Origin of the sequence: Ramlibacter sp., assembly GCF_041916345.1 — a bacterium.
Lineage (GTDB): Bacteria > Pseudomonadota > Gammaproteobacteria > Burkholderiales > Burkholderiaceae_C > Ramlibacter.
Window position 1 is genome coordinate 45,685 of record NZ_JAYRZR010000013.1, and the last position, 17,843, is coordinate 63,527.

At 69.7% G+C, this 17,843-nt stretch carries 17 protein-coding genes; 3 read left to right on the top strand and 14 right to left on the bottom strand.

Annotation, left to right across the window (positions count from 1 at the left end):
- The coding region (gene ppk2, locus ACE3T5_RS06150; protein WP_374665556.1) for a polyphosphate kinase 2 at positions 1-805 on the top strand (805 nt) is incomplete at its 5' end.
- A gap of 58 nt (positions 806-863) precedes the next feature.
- On the top strand, positions 864-2,369 hold the full coding sequence (locus ACE3T5_RS06155; RefSeq protein ID WP_374665558.1) for a CHAD domain-containing protein: 1,506 nt from the start codon (positions 864-866) through the stop codon (positions 2,367-2,369).
- Here the strand turns inward: ACE3T5_RS06155 and ACE3T5_RS06160 are convergent.
- The 6 genes from ACE3T5_RS06160 to ACE3T5_RS06185 form a co-directional block, all read right to left on the bottom strand.
- Entirely contained in the window at positions 2,366-2,845 is a 480-nt protein-coding gene (locus tag ACE3T5_RS06160; protein WP_374665560.1) for a hypothetical protein, read from the bottom strand. The two genes, ACE3T5_RS06155 and ACE3T5_RS06160, sit on opposite strands and share 4 nt — an antisense overlap.
- 89 nt (positions 2,846-2,934) lie before the next feature.
- A complete protein-coding gene (locus ACE3T5_RS06165) occupies positions 2,935-3,477 on the bottom strand; it encodes an MOSC domain-containing protein (RefSeq protein WP_374665588.1) in 543 nt (180 codons plus the stop codon).
- Positions 3,474-4,808 (bottom strand): phosphoglucosamine mutase, encoded by a 1,335-nt coding sequence (glmM, locus tag ACE3T5_RS06170; protein ID WP_374665562.1) that lies wholly within the window; start codon positions 4,806-4,808, stop codon positions 3,474-3,476. The genes ACE3T5_RS06165 and glmM overlap by 4 nt, the downstream gene beginning before the upstream one ends.
- Positions 4,805-5,668 carry a dihydropteroate synthase gene (gene folP, locus ACE3T5_RS06175; protein WP_374665564.1) on the bottom strand — a complete coding sequence of 288 codons (864 nt, stop codon included), beginning with the start codon at positions 5,666-5,668 and terminating at the stop codon, positions 4,805-4,807. Before folP ends, glmM begins: the two co-directional genes overlap by 4 nt.
- 81 nt (positions 5,669-5,749) lie before the next feature.
- A complete protein-coding gene (gene ftsH / locus ACE3T5_RS06180; protein ID WP_374665566.1) occupies positions 5,750-7,657 on the bottom strand; it encodes an ATP-dependent zinc metalloprotease FtsH in 1,908 nt (635 codons plus the stop codon).
- A 138-nt stretch (positions 7,658-7,795) separates the two neighbouring features.
- The gene (locus ACE3T5_RS06185) at positions 7,796-8,458 is read right to left on the bottom strand and encodes an RlmE family RNA methyltransferase (RefSeq protein ID WP_374665568.1); all 663 of its coding nucleotides are present in this window, start codon (positions 8,456-8,458) and stop codon (positions 7,796-7,798) included.
- A 33-nt stretch (positions 8,459-8,491) separates the two neighbouring features.
- Between ACE3T5_RS06185 and ACE3T5_RS06190 the strand changes: the two genes are divergently transcribed.
- The gene (locus ACE3T5_RS06190; RefSeq protein WP_374665570.1) at positions 8,492-8,962 is read left to right on the top strand and encodes a YhbY family RNA-binding protein; all 471 of its coding nucleotides are present in this window, start codon (positions 8,492-8,494) and stop codon (positions 8,960-8,962) included.
- On the opposite strand, the gene ACE3T5_RS06195 is transcribed toward ACE3T5_RS06190, so the two are convergent.
- The 8 genes from ACE3T5_RS06195 to lpxA form a co-directional block, all read right to left on the bottom strand.
- The gene (locus ACE3T5_RS06195) at positions 8,943-9,374 is read right to left on the bottom strand and encodes a DUF4149 domain-containing protein (protein WP_374665590.1); all 432 of its coding nucleotides are present in this window, start codon (positions 9,372-9,374) and stop codon (positions 8,943-8,945) included. The two genes, ACE3T5_RS06190 and ACE3T5_RS06195, sit on opposite strands and share 20 nt — an antisense overlap.
- Positions 9,375-9,392: 18 nt before the next feature.
- Complete coding sequence (gene greA, locus ACE3T5_RS06200; RefSeq protein ID WP_374665572.1) at positions 9,393-9,869, bottom strand: transcription elongation factor GreA; 477 nt, start codon at positions 9,867-9,869, stop codon at positions 9,393-9,395.
- Between the two features lie 96 nt (positions 9,870-9,965).
- Positions 9,966-13,229: a carbamoyl-phosphate synthase large subunit gene (gene carB, locus ACE3T5_RS06205; RefSeq protein ID WP_374665574.1), complete on the bottom strand. Its 3,264-nt coding sequence runs from the start codon at positions 13,227-13,229 to the stop codon at positions 9,966-9,968.
- Entirely contained in the window at positions 13,230-14,408 is a 1,179-nt protein-coding gene (gene carA, locus ACE3T5_RS06210; RefSeq protein ID WP_374665576.1) for a glutamine-hydrolyzing carbamoyl-phosphate synthase small subunit, read from the bottom strand.
- Between the two features lie 146 nt (positions 14,409-14,554).
- On the bottom strand, positions 14,555-15,337 hold the full coding sequence (locus ACE3T5_RS06215; protein ID WP_374665578.1) for a TrmH family RNA methyltransferase: 783 nt from the start codon (positions 15,335-15,337) through the stop codon (positions 14,555-14,557).
- Entirely contained in the window at positions 15,334-15,981 is a 648-nt protein-coding gene (rnhB, locus tag ACE3T5_RS06220; RefSeq protein WP_374665580.1) for a ribonuclease HII, read from the bottom strand. Before rnhB ends, ACE3T5_RS06215 begins: the two co-directional genes overlap by 4 nt.
- On the bottom strand, positions 15,953-17,113 hold the full coding sequence (gene lpxB / locus ACE3T5_RS06225; RefSeq protein WP_374665582.1) for a lipid-A-disaccharide synthase: 1,161 nt from the start codon (positions 17,111-17,113) through the stop codon (positions 15,953-15,955). Before lpxB ends, rnhB begins: the two co-directional genes overlap by 29 nt.
- A partial coding sequence (gene lpxA / locus ACE3T5_RS06230; RefSeq protein WP_374665584.1) for an acyl-ACP--UDP-N-acetylglucosamine O-acyltransferase occupies positions 17,110-17,843 on the bottom strand: 734 nt, incomplete at its 5' end. The genes lpxA and lpxB, both read right to left, overlap by 4 nt.

The following is a 17,843-nucleotide window of genomic DNA, read 5'->3' on the forward strand; positions in this document are numbered from 1 at the left end:
GGGCCCGGTGGGGCCGCTGACCGCGGGCGAACGCGGTCAGCGGCAGGTGTACTTCGGCGAGCTGCTGCGGCTGCAGGGCGAGCTGGTGAAGCTGCAGGACTGGGTGGTGGCCACCGGTCACAAGCTGGTGATCCTGTTCGAGGGCCGGGATGCCGCTGGCAAGGGCGGTGTCATCAAGCGCATCACGCAGCGCCTGAACCCGCGCGTGTGCCGCGTGGCCGCCCTGCCCGCCCCCAACGACCGCGAGCGCACGCAGTGGTACTTCCAGCGCTACGCGGCCCACCTGCCCGCCGCGGGCGAGATGGTGCTGTTCGACCGCAGCTGGTACAACCGCGCCGGCGTGGAGCGCGTCATGGGCTTCTGCAGCGACGACCAGTACGAGGAGTTCTTCCGCACCGTGCCCGAGTTCGAGAAGATGCTGGTGCGATCGGGCATCCAGCTGGTGAAGTACTGGTTCTCCATCTCCGACGACGAGCAGCACCTGCGCTTCCTGAGCCGCATCCACGATCCGCTCAAGCAGTGGAAGCTGAGCCCCATGGACCTGGAATCGCGCCGCCGCTGGGAGGCCTACACCAAGGCCAAGGAGGTGATGCTGGAGCGCACGCACATCCCCGAGGCGCCGTGGTGGATCGTGGCCGCGGACGACAAGAAAAAGGCGAGATTGAACTGCATCGACCACCTGCTGTCCCTCGTGCCCTACAGCGAGATCGCGCATCCCGAGGTGGTGCTGCCGGCACGTGAACGCCGGCCCGACTACACCCGTCAGCCGGTGCCGCCAGAGATGTTCGTGCCGCAGAAGTACTGATCGCACGGGAAGCAACGCGCGCCATGGGTCACAATCCGTCCACGGGAGTGCTTGCCGGATGATCGAGTTCGAGCTGAAGTTCCAGGTGCCGGCCGAGCGCGGCGCCGAAGTCGAATCGGCCATGCGTCGCGGCCAGGTTCGCGCGCAGCGCCTGCGCGCGCGCTACTTCGACACGCCGGGCGAGGCGCTGGCCCGCGCGGGCATCGTGCTGCGCCTGCGCCAGGAAGGCCGCACCTGGGTGCAGACGGCCAAGGCCACCGGTGCCACGCCCTTCGAGCGCCTGGAAGACAACATCACCGTGGCCGGCCGCGGCCGGCCGCAGCCCGACCTGAAGCGCCACGCGGCAGGCCCGCTGGCCGAACGCCTGGCGCAGGCCCTGGCGGCGCCAGGCGAGTCACCCGGGGACCTGCACGAGGTCTACGAGACCGACATCCAGCGCCTCACGCGCGTCATCGATGCGGGCGAGACCCGCATCGAACTGGCGTTCGACACGGGGCACATCCGCGGCGGCGGCCGCTCGGTCGTCGTGCGCGAGCTGGAGTTCGAATTGCAGCGCGGCAGCGGGGCGGCCCTGTTCGAGCTGGCTACCCGCTGGTGCGAGACCCACGGCCTGTGGCTGGATCCGCTCCCCAAGTCCATGGTGGGCCAGCGGCTCGCCCATGGCGAGGCCGTGCCCGCATCCTGGCAGGCCCGCCTGCCGCCGCCCCATGCGGTCGACAGCGCCAGCTGGCTGGCTGCGGCTCTGGGCGCCGGCCTGCATCAGGCGCTGGGCAATGCGCGCGAGATCGCGGCCGGTGCGTGGGGGCCGGAACATGTGCACCAGTTGCGCGTGGGTCTGCGACGCATGCGCACCGTGCTGCGCGAGCTGTCCGCGCAGGAACCCGTGGCCGCGCTGGCCGCCGCGGTGGAGCCGCCGCTCGCCGAGCTGTTCGACGTGCTGGGCCGCCACCGAGACCTGCACGCCCTGCTGCCAGACCAGCATGCGGAGCTGCGCGCCATCGATGCACCCTCGTTCACCCTGCCCGCCGACGAGCCGGACATCGTGGCGGCCATCACGGCACCCGCTGCCCAGGCGGCCTTGCTGCAGGTTGCCGCGGCACAGCAGGCGCTGCTGGCGGGCGAGCTGACGCCACCCGAGGTGCCGATCCTGCGGGCGCACCTGGCCGCTGCCGCGCGGCGACTGCAGCGCAAGGCCCTGCGGGGCGGCCGGCGCTTCGCCGAGCTGCCCGAGGCGGAGCGGCACCGCGTGCGCAAGCAGGTCAAGCGCCTGCGCTACCTGGGCGAGCTGGCCCGGCCGCTGTTCCAGGGCCGTCGCGTCGATCGCTACGTCGCCGCCCTGCGCGACCTGCAGGACGAACTGGGCCTGTACCAGGATGCCGACAGCGGCCGCGCCCACTGGTCGGCCCATGCCGCGCACCAGCCCGCCGCCTGGTTTGCCGCCGGATGGTGTGCCGCCCGCGCCCAGGCTGCGGCCCTGCGCTGTGAGAAGGCCTGCCGCCAGGCGGCCAAGGGTCTGCGGCCCTGGTGGGACGAGCCGAAGCGGAAGCCGAAGGCGAAGGACTAGAAGCGCACGCCGGCGGAGAAGCGCAGCGTGTCGGCCCCGCCCACGGCGCTGGGCTGGGTGTCGTAGGCCAGCCGCAGGTACGAGTGCGTCCAGTCGTAGCGAACCGCCAGGCCGAGGCGGCCCTGGCCCAGCTGGCGCGTGACCTGCATCGACAACGCGCCCCCATCGGCGAAGCGATAGCCGCCCCCCAGCGCGACCACGTCGCGGTCCAGGCTGCGACCCAGTCCGACGCGGGCGAACCAGCGCTCGCCCGCCTGCAGGGACAGCCCGCCGCCGGAGGCGGGGCTGACCATCCCGAGGCGCGAGACGCCCCCCGCCGGCAGCACGAGCTGCGGCATGGCCGGCGCCACGGGCACCACCGGCACGGGACGCGTGAGCGAGTAGTCCGCGCCGAGCTCCAGCGCCCGTGCCGCGCACGGCCACGCCAGGGCCGCTGCAAGCAGCAGACCGGGTAGCAGGGAGCGGCGGATCGACATGGAAATCACTTTAGACCCTGGCTGGCATTTCTGCACGCATCAGGGTTTCCATGTGGCTGGGGAGCCACGCCGCCATGCGACAGAAAGGCCTACACCGGCGCCAGCGGCACCGGCGCGCCGGCTGGCCGCTCCACGCGGATCGCGTCGCCAGGGCGCACCTCACCCCCCTGGTGCACGATGCCCATCACGCCCGCCTTGCGGATCAGGCCGCCCTGTGCATCGCGGTCGAGCACCGCCGCCAGCAGGCCGGGCTGGAAGCGCTCGATCTGGCTGCAGGGGTTGCGCAGGCCGGTCACCTCGACCTCGGCGCCGGACGGAAAGTGCAGCCGTGTGCCGGTGGGCAGCGCAAGCAGATCCAGGCCACGTGTCGTGAGGTTCTCGCCCAGGTCACCCGGGAACACCGCGAAGCCCTGCGCCACCAGCGCATCGAACAGCTCGGCATGCAGCAGGTGCACCTGCCGCAGGTTGGGTTGCGAAGGGTCACGCGCGACCCGCGAGCGATGGCGCACCGTCACGCCGGCATGCGCATCGCCTTGCACGCCCAGCCCGGCGACGAGCGTGATCGCGTCGCAGCTTTCCTTCGAGAAGTGATGCCGCGCGGAGAGGTGGACGGCGACGACCGCGGCCATCAGCCGGCCCGGGCCGCGTCGGCCAGGCGCTGCGCACCGCGCTGGGCCACCGCTTCGTCGGCGGCCTCGACCATCACGCGCAATAGTGGCTCGGTGCCGCTCGCACGGATCAGCACGCGCCCGCTGGCGCCCAGCTCCGCCTCCAGCTCGCGCGTCTCCTGCGCGAGGCGGGCGTTCGCCTTCCAGTCGTCGCCCGGGCGCAGGCGCACATTCAGCAGGCACTGCGGAAACAGGGTCACGTCCTGCAGCAGCTCCGCCAGGCCCTGGCCGGCGCGGCACGCCGCCTGCAGCACCTGCAAAGCACTCACCAGGCCGTCGCCGGTGGTGTGGCGGTCCAGGCACAGCAGGTGGCCCGAGCCCTCGCCACCCAGCACCCAGCCGCGCTGTTCCAGCACCTCCAGCACGTAGCGGTCGCCGACCTTGGCCCGCACGAACTCCACACCGGCGCGTCGCAGCGCCAGCTCCACCGCCATGTTGGTCATCAGCGTGCCGACGACCCCGGGAACACGCTCACCCCGGCGCAGGCGATCCTGCACCATCAGGTAGAGCAGCTCGTCGCCGTTGTAGAGGCGGCCGTCGGCGTCGACCATCTGCAGCCGGTCGGCATCGCCGTCGAGCGCCACGCCGAAGTCGGCATGGTTGGCCTTCACCGCGCGCACCAGCGCCTCGGGGTGGGTGGCGCCCACGCCGTCGTTGATGTTCAGCCCGTCGGGCGCGCAGCCGATGGCATGCACCTCGGCGCCGAGCTCGTGGAACACCTTGGGCGCGATGTGGTAGGCCGCGCCATGGGCAGCATCCACCACGATGCGGCGGCCCTTGAGCGTGAGGTCATTCGCGAAGGTGCTCTTGCAGAACTCGATGTAGCGGCCGGCCGCGTCATCCAGCCGGCGGGCCTTGCCCAGCGAGGCCGAGTCGGCCCACTGCGGCGGCTCCTGCAGGGCGGCCTCCACCTCCTGCTCCCAGGCATCGGGCAGCTTGGTGCCCTGCGCGCTGAAGAACTTGATGCCGTTGTCCGGGAAGGCGTTGTGGCTGGCGCTGATTACCACGCCCAGGCTCGCCCGCTGGGCGCGCGTCAGGTAGGCGACGCCCGGGGTCGGCAGCGGGCCGAGCAGCACCACGTCGACCCCGGCGGAGTTGAAGCCCGACTCGAGCGCGCTTTCGAGCATGTAGCCGGAGATGCGGGTGTCCTTGCCGATCAGCACCGTGGGCCGCGCCTCGGTGCGCCGCAGCACGCGGCCTACCGCATGGGCCAGCCGCAACACGAAATCGGGGGTGATGGGCGGCTGGCCGACCGTGCCGCGGATGCCGTCGGTGCCGAAATACGTCCTGCTCATGAGCCTGATTGTCCTATGCCCGGCCAGCCCGCCCGCGCCGCCTGCATGGCCGACCACACCTTCAGGGCCGAAACGGTGTCCTTCACGTCGTGCACGCGCACGATGCGCGCGCCCTTCTCCACGGCCAGGATCGCGGCCGCGACACTGGCGGCGAGCCGGTCGCCCACGGCCTCGCCGGTGACGGCCCCGAGCGAGGACTTGCGTGACCAGCCGACCAGCAACGCAAAGCCATCGGCCAGCAGCTCGCCCTGGCGCGCCAGCAGGCTGAAGTTCTGTTCCACCGTCTTGCCGAAGCCGATGCCCGGGTCCCAGGCGATGCGTACGGCATCCACGCCGGCCGCCTGCAGGGCCACGGAGCGCGCCTGCAGGAAGGCCCGCACCTGCGGCACCGCATCACCCGCCATCGGGGCCACCTGCATCGTGCGCGGCTCCCCGTGCATGTGCATCAGGCAGACGCCGCAACTCGGATGGGCGGTCACGGCGTCCAGCGCGCCGGGCTGGCGCAGGCCCCAGATGTCGTTGACGATGTCGGCGCCCAGGTCGAGCACCGCACGCATCACCTCGGCCTTGTACGTGTCCACCGACACCGGCACGCCCAGCTTGACGGCTTCGCGCACCACAGGCACCACGCGCGCCAGTTCGTCGGCCAGGGGCACCGGCGGGCTGCCGGGCCGGCTGGATTCGCCGCCGATGTCCAGGATGTCGGCTCCCTCGCGCAGGGCCTGCTCGCAGCGCGCCAGCGCCTGGGCAGGTGTTGGCCACTGGCCGCCGTCGGAGAAGGAGTCGGGCGTGACGTTGACGATGGCCATCACGCGCGGGCGCGTGAGGTCGATCGCGAAGCGGGCGGTGTGCCAGGTCATCGCTGGAAGGTCAGTGGCTGCAGGCGAGGATGAAAAAAGGCCAGGGAGGTCCCTGGCCTTCGGGGGGCTCGCGCCGGCGGATCAGGCCGCGTTGGGGGCCGGATCCGGGCCGACGGCCGGGCCGCCGGTGCCGCCGGAAGTGGGCGTGCGCGGCGTGAAGTCCTTCGGCGGACGCGGCTCCTTGCCGGCCATGATGTCGTCGAGCTGCTCGGCGTCGATGGTCTCCCACTCCAGCAGCGCCTTGGCCATGGCGTGCATCTTGTCGCGGTTGTCCTCGATCAGCTTGCGCGCCAGGGCGTACTGCTCGTCGATGATGCGGCGCACCTCCAGGTCGACCTTCTGCATGGTCTGCTCGGAGATGTTGGTGGTCTTGGTGACCGAGCGGCCGAGGAACACCTCGCCCTCGTTCTCGGCGTAGACCATCGGGCCCAGGGCGTCGCTCATGCCGTAGCGCATGACCATGTCGCGTGCCAGGTGCGTGGCACGCTCGAAGTCGTTGCTGGCGCCGGTGGTCATCTGGTTCATGAACACCTCTTCGGCGATGCGGCCGCCGAACAGCATGCTCATCTGGTTGAGCATGTATTCCTTGTCGAGGGAGTAGCGGTCCTTCTCGGGCAGGCTCATCGTCACGCCCAGCGCGCGGCCGCGCGGGATGATGGTGACCTTGTGCACCGGGTCGCACTTGGGCAGCAGCTTGCCGATGAGCGCGTGGCCGGACTCGTGGTAGGCCGTGTTGCGGCGCTCTTCCTCGGGCATGACCATGGACTTGCGCTCGGGGCCCATGATGATCTTGTCCTTGGCCTTCTCGAAGTCCTGCATCTCCACCACGCGCGCGTTGCGGCGGGCGGCCATCAGGGCGGCCTCGTTGCAGAGGTTGGCGAGGTCTGCGCCGGACATGCCGGGCGTGCCGCGCGCGATGACGGCGGCGTTCACGTCCTGGCCGATGGGCACCTTGCGCATGTGCACGTTCAGGATCTGCTCGCGGCCGCGGATGTCCGGCAGGGTCACGTAGACCTGGCGGTCGAAGCGGCCCGGGCGCAGCAGCGCGGAATCGAGGATGTCGGGCCGGTTGGTGGCGGCGATGACGATCACGCCGAGGTTGGTCTCGAAGCCGTCCATCTCCACCAGCATCTGGTTGAGCGTCTGCTCGCGCTCGTCGTTGCCGCCGCCCAGGCCAGCGCCACGCTGGCGGCCGACGGCGTCGATCTCGTCGATGAAGATGATGCAGGGAGCGTTCTTCTTCGCGTTCTCGAACATGTCGCGCACGCGGGCCGCGCCCACGCCGACGAACATCTCGACGAAGTCGGAGCCGGAGATGGAGAAGAAGGGCACCTTGGCCTCGCCCGCGATGGCCTTGGCCAGCAGCGTCTTGCCGGTGCCGGGCGGGCCGACCAGCAGCAGGCCGCGGGGGATGCGGCCGCCGAGCTTCTGGAACTTCTGCGGGTCCTTCAGGAAGTCGACGACCTCCTTGGTCTCCTCCTTGGCCTCGTCGCAACCGGCGACGTCGACGAAGGTGACCTGGTTGCTGGATTCATCCAGCATGCGCGCCTTGCTCTTGCCGAAGCTGAACGCGCCGCCCTTGCCGCCGCCCTGCATCTGGCGCATGAAGTAGATCCACACGCCGATCAGCAGCAGCATGGGGCCCCACGACACCAGCAGCGTCATGAGCAGCGAGCCCTCTTCGCGCGGCTTGACGTCGAACTTGACGCCGTTGTTGATCAGGTCGCCGACCAGGCCGCGGTCGAGGTAGGTGGCGGTGGTGCGCACCCGGCGGTCGTCCATGGTCATGGCGACGATCTCGGTGCCGCCCTGCCCCTCTTGAATGACCGCCTGCTTGATCTGCTTGTTGCGGACCTGATCCAGGAAATCCGAGTAGCCGACCACCTGCGCGCCAGCGGCGCCGCGCGTGTCGAACTGCTTGAAAACGGTGAAGAGCACCAGGGCGATCACCAGCCACACGGCGATCTTGGAAAACCACTGATTGTTCAAAACGAATCTCCGGGCAACAAGGGGGTCCTAGCAAGGACCAGTTGCTGACCATTCTAGGCGTTTCAAGCCCCGAGGCGATGCATTTTCGCTACACAGGCCATTGACGAAAGGGGGTTATCCGTCAACTCCTGCGCCATGTCACACGGGGTGCTTCAGGCCGATGCCGATCAGGAAGGTTTCCGACGACCGGTCGCGCGAGGCCTTGGGCTTCAGAGGCTTCACGACGCGGAATCGTTCCTTGAACAGGTTCACCAGCTGGCTGTAGCCGCTGCCGTGGAACACCTTGCACACCAGCGCGCCGTCGGGCTTGAGGTGCGCCTGGGCGAATTCCACCGCCAGTTCGACCAGGTGCGAGATGCGCGCCGCATCCGCCGAGGCGATGCCCGAGAGGTTGGGCGCCATGTCCGAGACCACGCAGTCGACCGGCCGCCCCGCCAGTGCGGCATGCAGCGCGGCGGCCACTGCATCCTCGCGGAAGTCACCCTGGAGGAAGGTGACCCCCTCGATCGGCTCCATGGGCAGGATGTCCAGCGCGAGGATCGTCCCGTTGAGGGCGCCGGCGGCGGCCCCCTCGGGCGAAAGGCGGCGACGCAGGTACTGGCCCCAGGCGCCGGGCGCGGACCCCAGGTCCACCACCACATGCCCCGGGCGGATGAGGCCGAGCGTCTCGTCGATCTCCTTGAGCTTGTAGGCCGCGCGGGCGCGGTAGCCCTCCTTGTGGGCCAGCTTCACGTAGGGGTCGTTGACGTGGTCGTTGAGCCACGCCTTGTTGACCTTCTTGCTCTGGGTGCGGACTTTCATGGGTGTGCGGCGGCTGGCGGGATAATACGGCGCATGACTGCCATCGAACTCTCCATCGCCGAGCGCAAGGCCATCCGGGCCGAGGCCCACCACCTGGACCCGGTGGTGATGATCGGCGGCGACGGCCTGACGCCGGCCGTCCGCAAGGAGGCCGATGCCGCGCTCAACGCGCACGGGCTGATCAAGATCCGCGTACTCGGCGACGACCGCACGGCGCGCGAGGCCATGTACCTGGAACTGGCGGACGCGCTGAACGCCGCGCCGATCCAGCACATCGGCAAGCTGCTGGTGCTGTGGCGACCCAAGCCCGAGAAGACCCGGGGCGAGGACGAAGACCGCAAGCCGGGGCCGCGCGAGTACAAGGTCATCAAGAATTCCAGCCGCGGCGGCCAGCGCCCCGAGGTGAAGCGGGTGCGCGTGCTGGGCAACCAGCGGCTCACGTCAGGGGGTCTGGTGAAGAAGTCGAAGCCGAAGCAGAAGTCGGTCAAGAAACGGGCCGTGTAGCAGCAGGCCGTGTAGTCAGCTTCCACAGCACCACCAGGGCGCAGGCCCACTGGGCGGCATAGAGCCCGCTGCCCAGGCTGTGCCAGAAGGCCAGATCCTGCCGGGCCACGATGCGTGGCGCCACGCCGAACTCCACCAGGCAGGCCGCCAGCAGGCCGCCCAGCAACCAGGGCAGCGCGCCGCGCGCCCAGTGCAGGGAAGGCGTGCCCTCCTCGTCGCGGGCGCAGGCCAGCAGCAGCAGGCCACAGCCCAGGCTGACCCAGGACTGTCCCGTGAACAGGCGGGCGGCCAGCTGACCGGCCAGCGCCTTGGTGGGCGCGCTCGCGAACAGCATGGGCACCGCCACGAAGCCGATCACTGACAGGCTGCCCCACCACAGGGCGGCCGCCAGCACGGCCAGACGCTCCCGCAGGTTCAAGCGGAGGGGACCTTACTGATAGGAAACGCCGACGATCTCGTAGCGCTTCACGCCGCCGGGCGCCTGCACCTCGGCCGTGTCGCCCTCTTCCTTGCCGATCAGCGCACGGGCGATCGGACTGGAGATGTTGATCAGGCCCAGCTTCAGGTCGGCCTCGTCCTCGCCCACGATCTGGTAGCGCACGGCGTTGCCGGTCGCCTCGTCTTCCAGCTCCACCGTGGCGCCGAAAACCACCTTGCCGCCTGCGTTGAGCGCCGCCGGGTCGATCACCTGCGCGGCGGCCAGCTTGCCTTCCAGCTCGCGGATGCGCCCTTCGATGAAGCCCTGGCGGTCCTTGGCGGCGTCGTACTCGGCGTTCTCGGACAGGTCGCCCTGGGCGCGGGCCTCGGCAATGGCCGTGATGACCGCCGGACGGTCCACCGTCTTCAGGCGATGCAGCTCGGCCTTGAGCTGCTCGGCGCCGCGCTTGGTGATGGGAATGGTGGTCATGAGGGGCGTCTCCACAAAGGCAAACCGCCGGTCGTTGCCGGCCGGCGGTGTCTGATGGGGGCGATTATAGGTGCTTGGGCGCCCGCCCGAATCGCCTCAGGCGAGCTGTGAGTGCATCTCCTGCACGGAGATCACGTCGAGGTTGTCCATGGACTTCATGCCCTCCACGGCGGCCTCCGCGCCGGCGATGGTGGTGAAGGTGGTCACGCGCGCGAGCAACGACGAGGTGCGGATCGCACGTGAGTCGGCGATGGCGTTGCGGCGCTCCTCCACCGTGTTGATGACCATGATGATCTCGTTGTTCTTGATCATGTCCACCACGTGCGGCCGGCCCTCGGTGACCTTGTTGACGGTCACGCAGGCAATGCCGGCGGCGTTGATGGCCGCGGCCGTGCCCTTGGTGGCCACGAGCGCGAAGCCCAGCGCCGCGAGCTGACGCGCCACTTCCACCGCGCGCGGCTTGTCGCTGTTCTTCACCGTCAGGAACACCTTGCCGGTAGGCTGGCCATCCTTGCCGAAGGGCCGCGGCAGGCGCGTGCCGGCGCCGAGCTGGCTCTTGACGAAGGCCTCGCCGAAGGTGCGGCCCACGCCCATCACCTCGCCGGTGGACTTCATCTCGGGGCCGAGGATGGTGTCCACGCCGGGGAACTTGACGAAGGGGAACACGGCCTCCTTCACGCTGAAGTAGGGCGGCGTCACCTCCGCGCCGATGCCCTGGGCGTCCAGCGTCTGGCCCACCATGCAGCGCGCCGCCACCTTGGCGAGCTGGATGCCGGTGGCCTTGGACACATAGGGCACGGTGCGCGAGGCGCGCGGGTTGACCTCCAGCACGAAGATCACGTCCTGGCCGTCCTTCTCCTGGATGGCGAACTGCACGTTCATCAGGCCGATCACGTTCAGGGCCTTGGCCATGGCGGCGGTCTGGCGCTTGAGTTCATCGACCGTGGCCTTGGCCAGCGAGTACGGCGGCAGCGAGCACGCCGAGTCGCCCGAGTGCACGCCGGCCTGCTCGATGTGCTCCATCACGCCGCCGATGAACACGCGCTGGCCGTCGCTGAGACAGTCGACGTCGCACTCGATGGCGTCGTTCAGGAAGCGGTCCAGCAGCACCGGCGAGTCGTTGCTGACCTTCACCGCCTCGCGCATGTAGCGCTCCAGGTCGCGCTGCTCGTGCACGATCTCCATCGCACGGCCGCCCAGCACGTAGCTCGGGCGCACGACCAGCGGGTAGCCCAGCGCCTGGGCCTTCTCCAGCGCCTCGGCCTCGGTGCGGGCCGTGGCGTTGGGCGGCTGGCGCAGGCCGAGCTCATGCAGCAGCTTCTGGAAGCGCTCGCGGTCTTCGGCCGCGTCGATCATGTCGGGCGAGGTGCCGATGATCGGCACGCCCTCGGCCTCCAGGCCCAGCGCCAGCTTCAGCGGCGTCTGGCCGCCGTACTGCACGATCACGCCGGTGGGCTTCTCCTTGTCGACGATCTCCAGCACGTCTTCCAGCGTCAGCGGCTCGAAGTACAAGCGGTCGGACGTGTCGTAGTCGGTGGAGACCGTCTCCGGGTTGCAGTTGACCATGATGGTCTCGTAGCCGTCCTCGCGCAGCGCGAGTGCGGCGTGGACGCAGCAGTAATCGAACTCGATGCCCTGGCCGATGCGGTTGGGCCCGCCGCCCAGCACCATCACCTTCTTGCGGTTCGTGGGCTCGGCCTCGCACTCGTCCTCGTAGGTGGAGTACATGTAGGCCGTGTTGGTGGCGAACTCGGCCGCGCAGGTGTCCACGCGCTTGTAGACCGGCCGCACGCCGAGCGCGCGACGCGCCTCGCGCACCGCCTTGTCGGTGGTCTTCAGCAGCTTGGCCAGGCGGCGGTCGGAGAAGCCCTTGCGCTTGAGCGTGCGCAGCGTGGCCGCGTCCAGCGCCGCCAGCGCGCCCTCCCCCTTCTCGGCGACCAGCTTGTCGAGGTCGAGTTCGATCTTCACGATCTCCTCGATCTGCACCAGGAACCACTTGTCGATCTTCGTCAGGTCATAGACCTCGTCGACGGTCATGCCCTGGGCAAACGCGTCGCCCACGTACCAGATGCGCTCCGGCCCCGGCTCGCCCAGTTCCTTCTCCAGCACCTCGCGGTCCTGCGTCTTCTCGTTCAGGCCGTCCACGCCGACCTCGAGCCCGCGCAAGGCCTTCTGGAAGCTCTCCTGGAAGGTGCGGCCCATGGCCATGACCTCGCCCACGCTCTTCATCTGCGTGGTCAGGCGGTCATTGGCGTCCTTGAACTTCTCGAAGGCGAAGCGCGGGATCTTGGTGACCACGTAGTCGATGCTGGGCTCGAAGCTCGCCGGCGTGGCGCCGCCGGTGATGTCGTTGCGCAGCTCGTCGAGCGTATAGCCCACGGCCAGCTTGGCCGCCACCTTGGCGATGGGGAAGCCCGTGGCCTTGGAGGCGAGCGCGGACGAGCGCGACACGCGCGGGTTCATCTCGATGACGATCATGCGACCGTCCTTCGGGTTGATGGAGAACTGCACGTTGGAGCCGCCGGTGTCCACCCCGATCTCGCGCAGCACCGCCAGCGAGGCGTTGCGCATGATCTGGTATTCCTTGTCGGTCAGCGTCTGGGCCGGCGCGACCGTGATGGAGTCGCCGGTGTGCACGCCCATCGGGTCCAGGTTCTCGATCGAGCAGACGATGATGCAGTTGTCCTTCTTGTCGCGGACCACTTCCATCTCATACTCTTTCCAGCCGAGCAGCGACTCCTCGATCAGCAGCTCGTTGGTGGGCGAGGCCTCCAGGCCGCGCTTGCAGATGGTCTCGAACTCCTCCGGGTTGTAGGCGATGCCGCCGCCGGTGCCGCCGAGCGTGAAGCTGGGGCGGATCACGGTGGGGAAGCCCACGTTCTTCTGCACCGCCCAGGCCTCGTCCATGCTGTGCGCGATGCCCGAGCGCGCCGAGCCGAGGCCGATGCGCGTCATCGCCTCCTTGAACTTCAGGCGGTCCTCGGCCTTGTCGATCGCCTCCGGCGTGGCGCCGATCAGCTCGCAGCCGTGCTTCTCCAGCACGCCGTGGTGCCACAGGTCGAGCGCGCAGTTCAGCGCGGTCTGGCCGCCCATGGTGGGCAGGATCGCATCCGGCTTTTCCTTGGCGATGATCTTCTCGACCGTCTGCCAGGTGATGGGCTCGATGTAGGTGACGTCGGCCGTGGCCGGATCCGTCATGATCGTGGCCGGGTTGCTGTTGATCAGGATGACCTTGTAGCCCTCCTCACGCAGCGCCTTGCAGGCCTGCACCCCCGAGTAGTCGAACTCGCAGGCCTGGCCGATGATGATCGGGCCGGCGCCGATGATGAGGATGCTCTGGATGTCGGTTCTCTTCGGCATTTACTTCTTCTCCCCGGCAGCCTGGTCCATGAGCGCGATGAAGCGGTCGAAGAGGTAGCCGATGTCGTGCGGCCCGGGCGAGGCTTCCGGGTGGCCCTGGAAGCAGAACGCGGGCCGGTCGGTGCGCGCCAGGCCCTGCAGCGTGCCGTCGAACAGGCTCACATGGGTGGGGCGCAGATTCGCGGGCAGCGTCTTCTCGTCCACCGCGAAGCCGTGGTTCTGGCTGGTGATGCTCACGCGGCCCGTGTCGAGGTCCTTCACCGGATGGTTCGCGCCGTGGTGGCCGAACTTCATCTTGAAGGTCTTCGCGCCGGAGGCGAGCGCCATGATCTGGTGGCCCAGGCAGATGCCGAACGTGGGGTAGCCGGCCTCGATCAGCTCGCGGCTGGCTGCAATCGCGTAATCGCACGGCTCCGGATCGCCGGGGCCGTTGGACAGGAACACGCCGGCGGGCTGCAGGCGGCGCACCTCGGCGGCGGGCGTCTGCGCCGGCACCACGGTGACGCGGCAACCGCGCTCGGCCAGCATGCGCAGGATGTTCTTCTTCACGCCGAAGTCATAGGCCACCACATGATGGCGCGGCGCGGTCTGCCGGCCGTAGCCCGTGCCCAGGCGCCATTCGGTCTGGTCCCAGGTGTAGGGCTCGCTCACGCTGACCACGCGCGCGAGATCCAGGCCGCTCATCGCCGGCGCCTGGCGTGCGGCCGCGATGGCCTGCTGCGTGCGCTCGGGCGTGACGGCCTCGCCCGCGGCCAGGGCCAGGATGCAGCCGTTCTGCGCGCCCTTCGTGCGCAGGATGCGGGTGAGCTGGCGGGTGTCGATGCCCGCGATGGCCACCGTGCCCTCGTCGCGCAGGTACTGCGGCAGCGTGCGGGTGTGTCGGAAGTTGGAGGCGATCAACGGAAGATCGCGGATGATCAGGCCGGCGGCGTGGATGCGCGCGGCCTCGACGTCTTCTTCATTGACGCCGTAGTTGCCGATGTGCGGGTAGGTGAGCGTGACGATCTGCTGGCAGTAGCTCGGATCGGTCAGGATCTCCTGGTAGCCGGTGAGGGCCGTGTTGAACACGACCTCGCCAGTGGTGGAGCCAGACGCGCCGATCGAGATGCCGGTGAAGACCGTGCCGTCGGCCAGCGCCAGGAGGGCGGGAGGGAACGAGCCCTGAAGCGACGAAAGCAATGGGTTCTCCGGTGATGCGGGTACGCCCAAACGCGATCGAAAGCGTGCTCTCGATGCTGCTTGTGTCGGGGTGGGGCTTGCGCTGCGCTAGGCGTACGGGGGTTTGCGGGAAAGCCATTGATTATAGCCAGCGCCGCGACGCCACCTCATGCGTCGGGGGCATGGGCCACTGCACTTGCGTGCATGCAGATGGCCGCCGCGGCCGCGACGTTGAGCGATTCCTCCCCGCCCGGCTGGGCGATGCGCACGTGGCCGGCGGCGAGCGCCTCCAGTTCCGGGCGGACGCCCTGCCCTTCGTGGCCGAGGATCCATCCGCAGGGCCAGGGCAGCGTGGCGCGGTGCAGCCAGTCACCGCGGTGCGAGCTGGTGGCCAGCAAGGGCACGCCGAGGCCGGCCAGATCCGCAGGCGCCAGGCCCTCCAGCAGTCGCAGGCCGAAGTGCGCCCCCATGCCCGCGCGCAGCACCTTGGGGCCCCACAGCGCGGTGGTCCCCTTCATCGCCAGCACCTGGCCGAAGCCGAAAGCCGAGGCACAGCGCAGGATGGCGCCCACGTTGCCCGGGTCCTGCAGGCCGTCCAGCACCACGCTGGCCATCCCGGGCACCGGCGCGCCGGGTTCCGGAAGCGGCACGACGAAGCCCATGCGCGCGGGTGACTCCAGGCTGCTGAGCGTGGCGAAGAGCCCGTCGTCCACCAGCACCAGCCGGCTGCCCGCGATCGCCCACTGCGCGCCTTCGGCCGCCCAGGCCGAGGCGGCGAACACGGCCAGCTCCGGCTGCACGCCGCGCTGCAGCGCCGCACGGCACAGGTGGTCGCCTTCCAGCCAGGCACGGCCCTGGCGGCGTGACGCGGCGCCATCCGCGAGCAGGCGGCGCAGCTGCTTCAGCAGCGCGTTGTCGCGCGAGCGGATGACTGGCGTCTCGGCGGTCATCCGCCTGTGGCCTTTGACTCGGCCTGGGCCGCCACGGCCCGCGCCACCGGCGCGAAGCTGCGACGGTGCTCGGGGCAAGGACCGTGCTGCCGCAGGGCGGCCAGGTGTTCGGCCGTGCCATAGCCCTTGTGCCCGGCGAAGCCGTAGACGGGGTACTGGGCGTGCAGCTCCTCCATCAGCCGGTCGCGCGTGACCTTGGCGATGATCGAGGCGGCCGAGATGGAACGCACCTTGGCGTCACCGCCCACCACGGCTTCCGCCAGCACATCGAGCGTGGGCAGGCGGTTGCCGTCCACCAGCACCTTCACCGGCTTCAGGCGCAGGCCCTGCACCGCGCGGCGCATGGCCAGCATCGTCGCCTGCAGGATGTTCAGCTGGTCGATTTCCTCGACGCTGGCCATGCCGACGGAGCAGCACAGGGCCTTGTCGCGGATGAGGTCGTACAGGCGATCCCGCTTGCGCGGGCTGATCACCTTGGAATCGGCCAGGCCCTGGATGCGCGGCGGCCGGTCCAGGATGACGGCGGCGGCCACCACCGGGCCGGCGAGCGGCCCGCGGCCGGCCTCGTCCACGCCGGCCACCAGGCCGACCGGATCCCAGTCGAACAGCTTCTGCTCAGGCCGCAAGGACTTTCTGGATGGCATCGGCGGCAAGGGTGGCAGTGTCGCGGTGCAATTGCTGGTGCAGCGCCTCGAAGCGCGCCTGCACAGCCGTCATTCTCTCAGGCGAATCCAGCCAGTCCCGCACTGCGGCGGCCAGCGCCTCAGGCTGGGCGCGGGCCTGCAGCAGCTCGGGCACCACGAACTCGCCGCACAGAATGTTGGGCAGGCCGATCCACGGTTGCAGGTGGCGCGGCTTCATGAGCAGGTAGCTCAGCCAGTTGACGCGGTAGGAGATGACCATGGGGCGCTTGGCCAGCGCCGCCTCCAGCGTGGCGGTGCCGCTGGCGATGAGCGCCACATCGCAGGCGGCCAGCGCCTCGTGCGAGCGGCCCTCCAGCAACGCGAGGCCCTCCACGCCGCCCGCACCGGCCACGGCTGCACGGATCCGCGCCAGCTGATGCGGGACCGAGGGCAGCACGAAGCGGATGTCGGGCCGCTGGGCGCGCAGCAGCCGAGCCGCCGCGATGAACAGGCCCGCCATCTGCTCGATCTCCGAGTTGCGGCTGCCGGGCAGCAGGGCGACCACCGGCGCATCGTTCGGCAAGCCGAGTCCCGCGCGCGCGCCGGCACGGTCCGGCTGCGTGGGCATGACAGCGGCCAGGGGATGCCCCACGTAGCTCGCAGGCACGCCATGACGCGCCAGCAATTCGGGCTCGAAGGGAAAGATGCACAGCACGTGGTCGCACGCCAGGCGCAGCTTCTCCACCCGCTTCATGCGCCAGGCCCAGATGGAGGGGCAGACGAAGTGCACCGTCTTCACGCCGGCTGCGCGCAGGGTCGCCTCCAGGTCGAGGTTGAAGTCCGGTGCGTCGACGCCGATGAAGACATCAGGCGGGTCGGCCAGCAGACGCTCGCGCAGCTGATTGCGGATGCCCACGATCTCGCGGTAGTGGCGCAGCACCTCGACGTAGCCGCGTACGGCCAGCTTCTCGTAGGACCACCAGGGATCGAAGCCCTCGGCCTGCATCCTCGGGCCGCCGATGCCGAAGGCCTGCACCTCGGGCCAGCGCGCCCGCAGCCCGCGCAGCAGCAGCGCAGCCAGCAGGTCACCAGAGGGTTCGCCAGCGACCAGGGCCACCCGCAGCGGCCGGGCGCCCGCGCTCGGCGTGCTCACCGGACGATGCCGCGCTCGGTGCCTGCGGCGGCCAGGAAGCCGAGCATCATGTCGACGTCGGGCCGGGCATCGGGAATGCGGCGCGCGACCTCCGCGATCTCGGCCTGCGCCTGCTGCAGCGTCAGGCCGGAGCGGTACAGCGCCTTGTGCATGGCCTTCACCGCCGCGATGCGGCTGGTGGAGAAGCCGCGCCGGCGCAGCCCCTCGAAGTTCATGGACCGGGCCCTGGCGGGCTGGCCCTCGCTCATCACGAACGGCGGCTGATGCGCCAGCAGCACGGTGCCCAGCGCGGTCATGCCGTGCGCGCCGACACGCACGAACTGGTGCACGTTGGTGAAGCCGCCCAGGATGACCCAGTCGCCCACCTCCACGTGGCCGGCCAGCTGCGCGTTGTTGGCGAAGATGGTGTGGTTGCCCACCAGGCAGTCGTGCGCCAGGTGCACGTAGGCCATCATCCAGTTGTCGTTGCCGAGCCGCGTGACGCCGCCGCCGCCGGGGCTGCCGATGTTGAAGGTGGTGAACTCGCGGATGACGTTGCGGTCGCCGATGACCAGTTCGCAGGGCTCGCCGCGGTACTTCTTGTCCTGCGGGATCGCGCCCAGTGAGGCGAACTGGAAGATGCGGTTGTCGCGGCCGATGGTGGTGTGGCCCTCGATCACCACGTGGCCGGCCACGGTGGTGCCGGCGCCGATCTTCACGTGCGGGCCGATCAGCGTGTAGGGGCCGACCT

What these genes read in the sequence shown, in the direction of transcription:
- carB (WP_374665574.1), bottom strand. Translation starts at nt 13,229, where the DNA reads ATGCCGAAGAGAACCGACATCCAGAGCATCCTCATCATCGGCGCCGGC.
- ACE3T5_RS06155 (WP_374665558.1), top strand. Translation starts at nt 864, where the DNA reads ATGATCGAGTTCGAGCTGAAGTTCCAGGTGCCGGCCGAGCGCGGCGCC.
- greA (WP_374665572.1), bottom strand. Translation starts at nt 9,869, where the DNA reads ATGACCACCATTCCCATCACCAAGCGCGGCGCCGAGCAGCTCAAGGCC.
- glmM (WP_374665562.1), bottom strand. Translation starts at nt 4,808, where the DNA reads ATGAGCAGGACGTATTTCGGCACCGACGGCATCCGCGGCACGGTCGGC.
- ACE3T5_RS06185 (WP_374665568.1), bottom strand. Translation starts at nt 8,458, where the DNA reads ATGAAAGTCCGCACCCAGAGCAAGAAGGTCAACAAGGCGTGGCTCAAC.
- ACE3T5_RS06215 (WP_374665578.1), bottom strand. Translation starts at nt 15,337, where the DNA reads ATGACCGCCGAGACGCCAGTCATCCGCTCGCGCGACAACGCGCTGCTG.
- folP (WP_374665564.1), bottom strand. Translation starts at nt 5,668, where the DNA reads ATGACCTGGCACACCGCCCGCTTCGCGATCGACCTCACGCGCCCGCGC.
- ACE3T5_RS06160 (WP_374665560.1), bottom strand. Translation starts at nt 2,845, where the DNA reads ATGTCGATCCGCCGCTCCCTGCTACCCGGTCTGCTGCTTGCAGCGGCC.
- rnhB (WP_374665580.1), bottom strand. Translation starts at nt 15,981, where the DNA reads ATGCCATCCAGAAAGTCCTTGCGGCCTGAGCAGAAGCTGTTCGACTGG.
- ACE3T5_RS06190 (WP_374665570.1), top strand. Translation starts at nt 8,492, where the DNA reads ATGACTGCCATCGAACTCTCCATCGCCGAGCGCAAGGCCATCCGGGCC.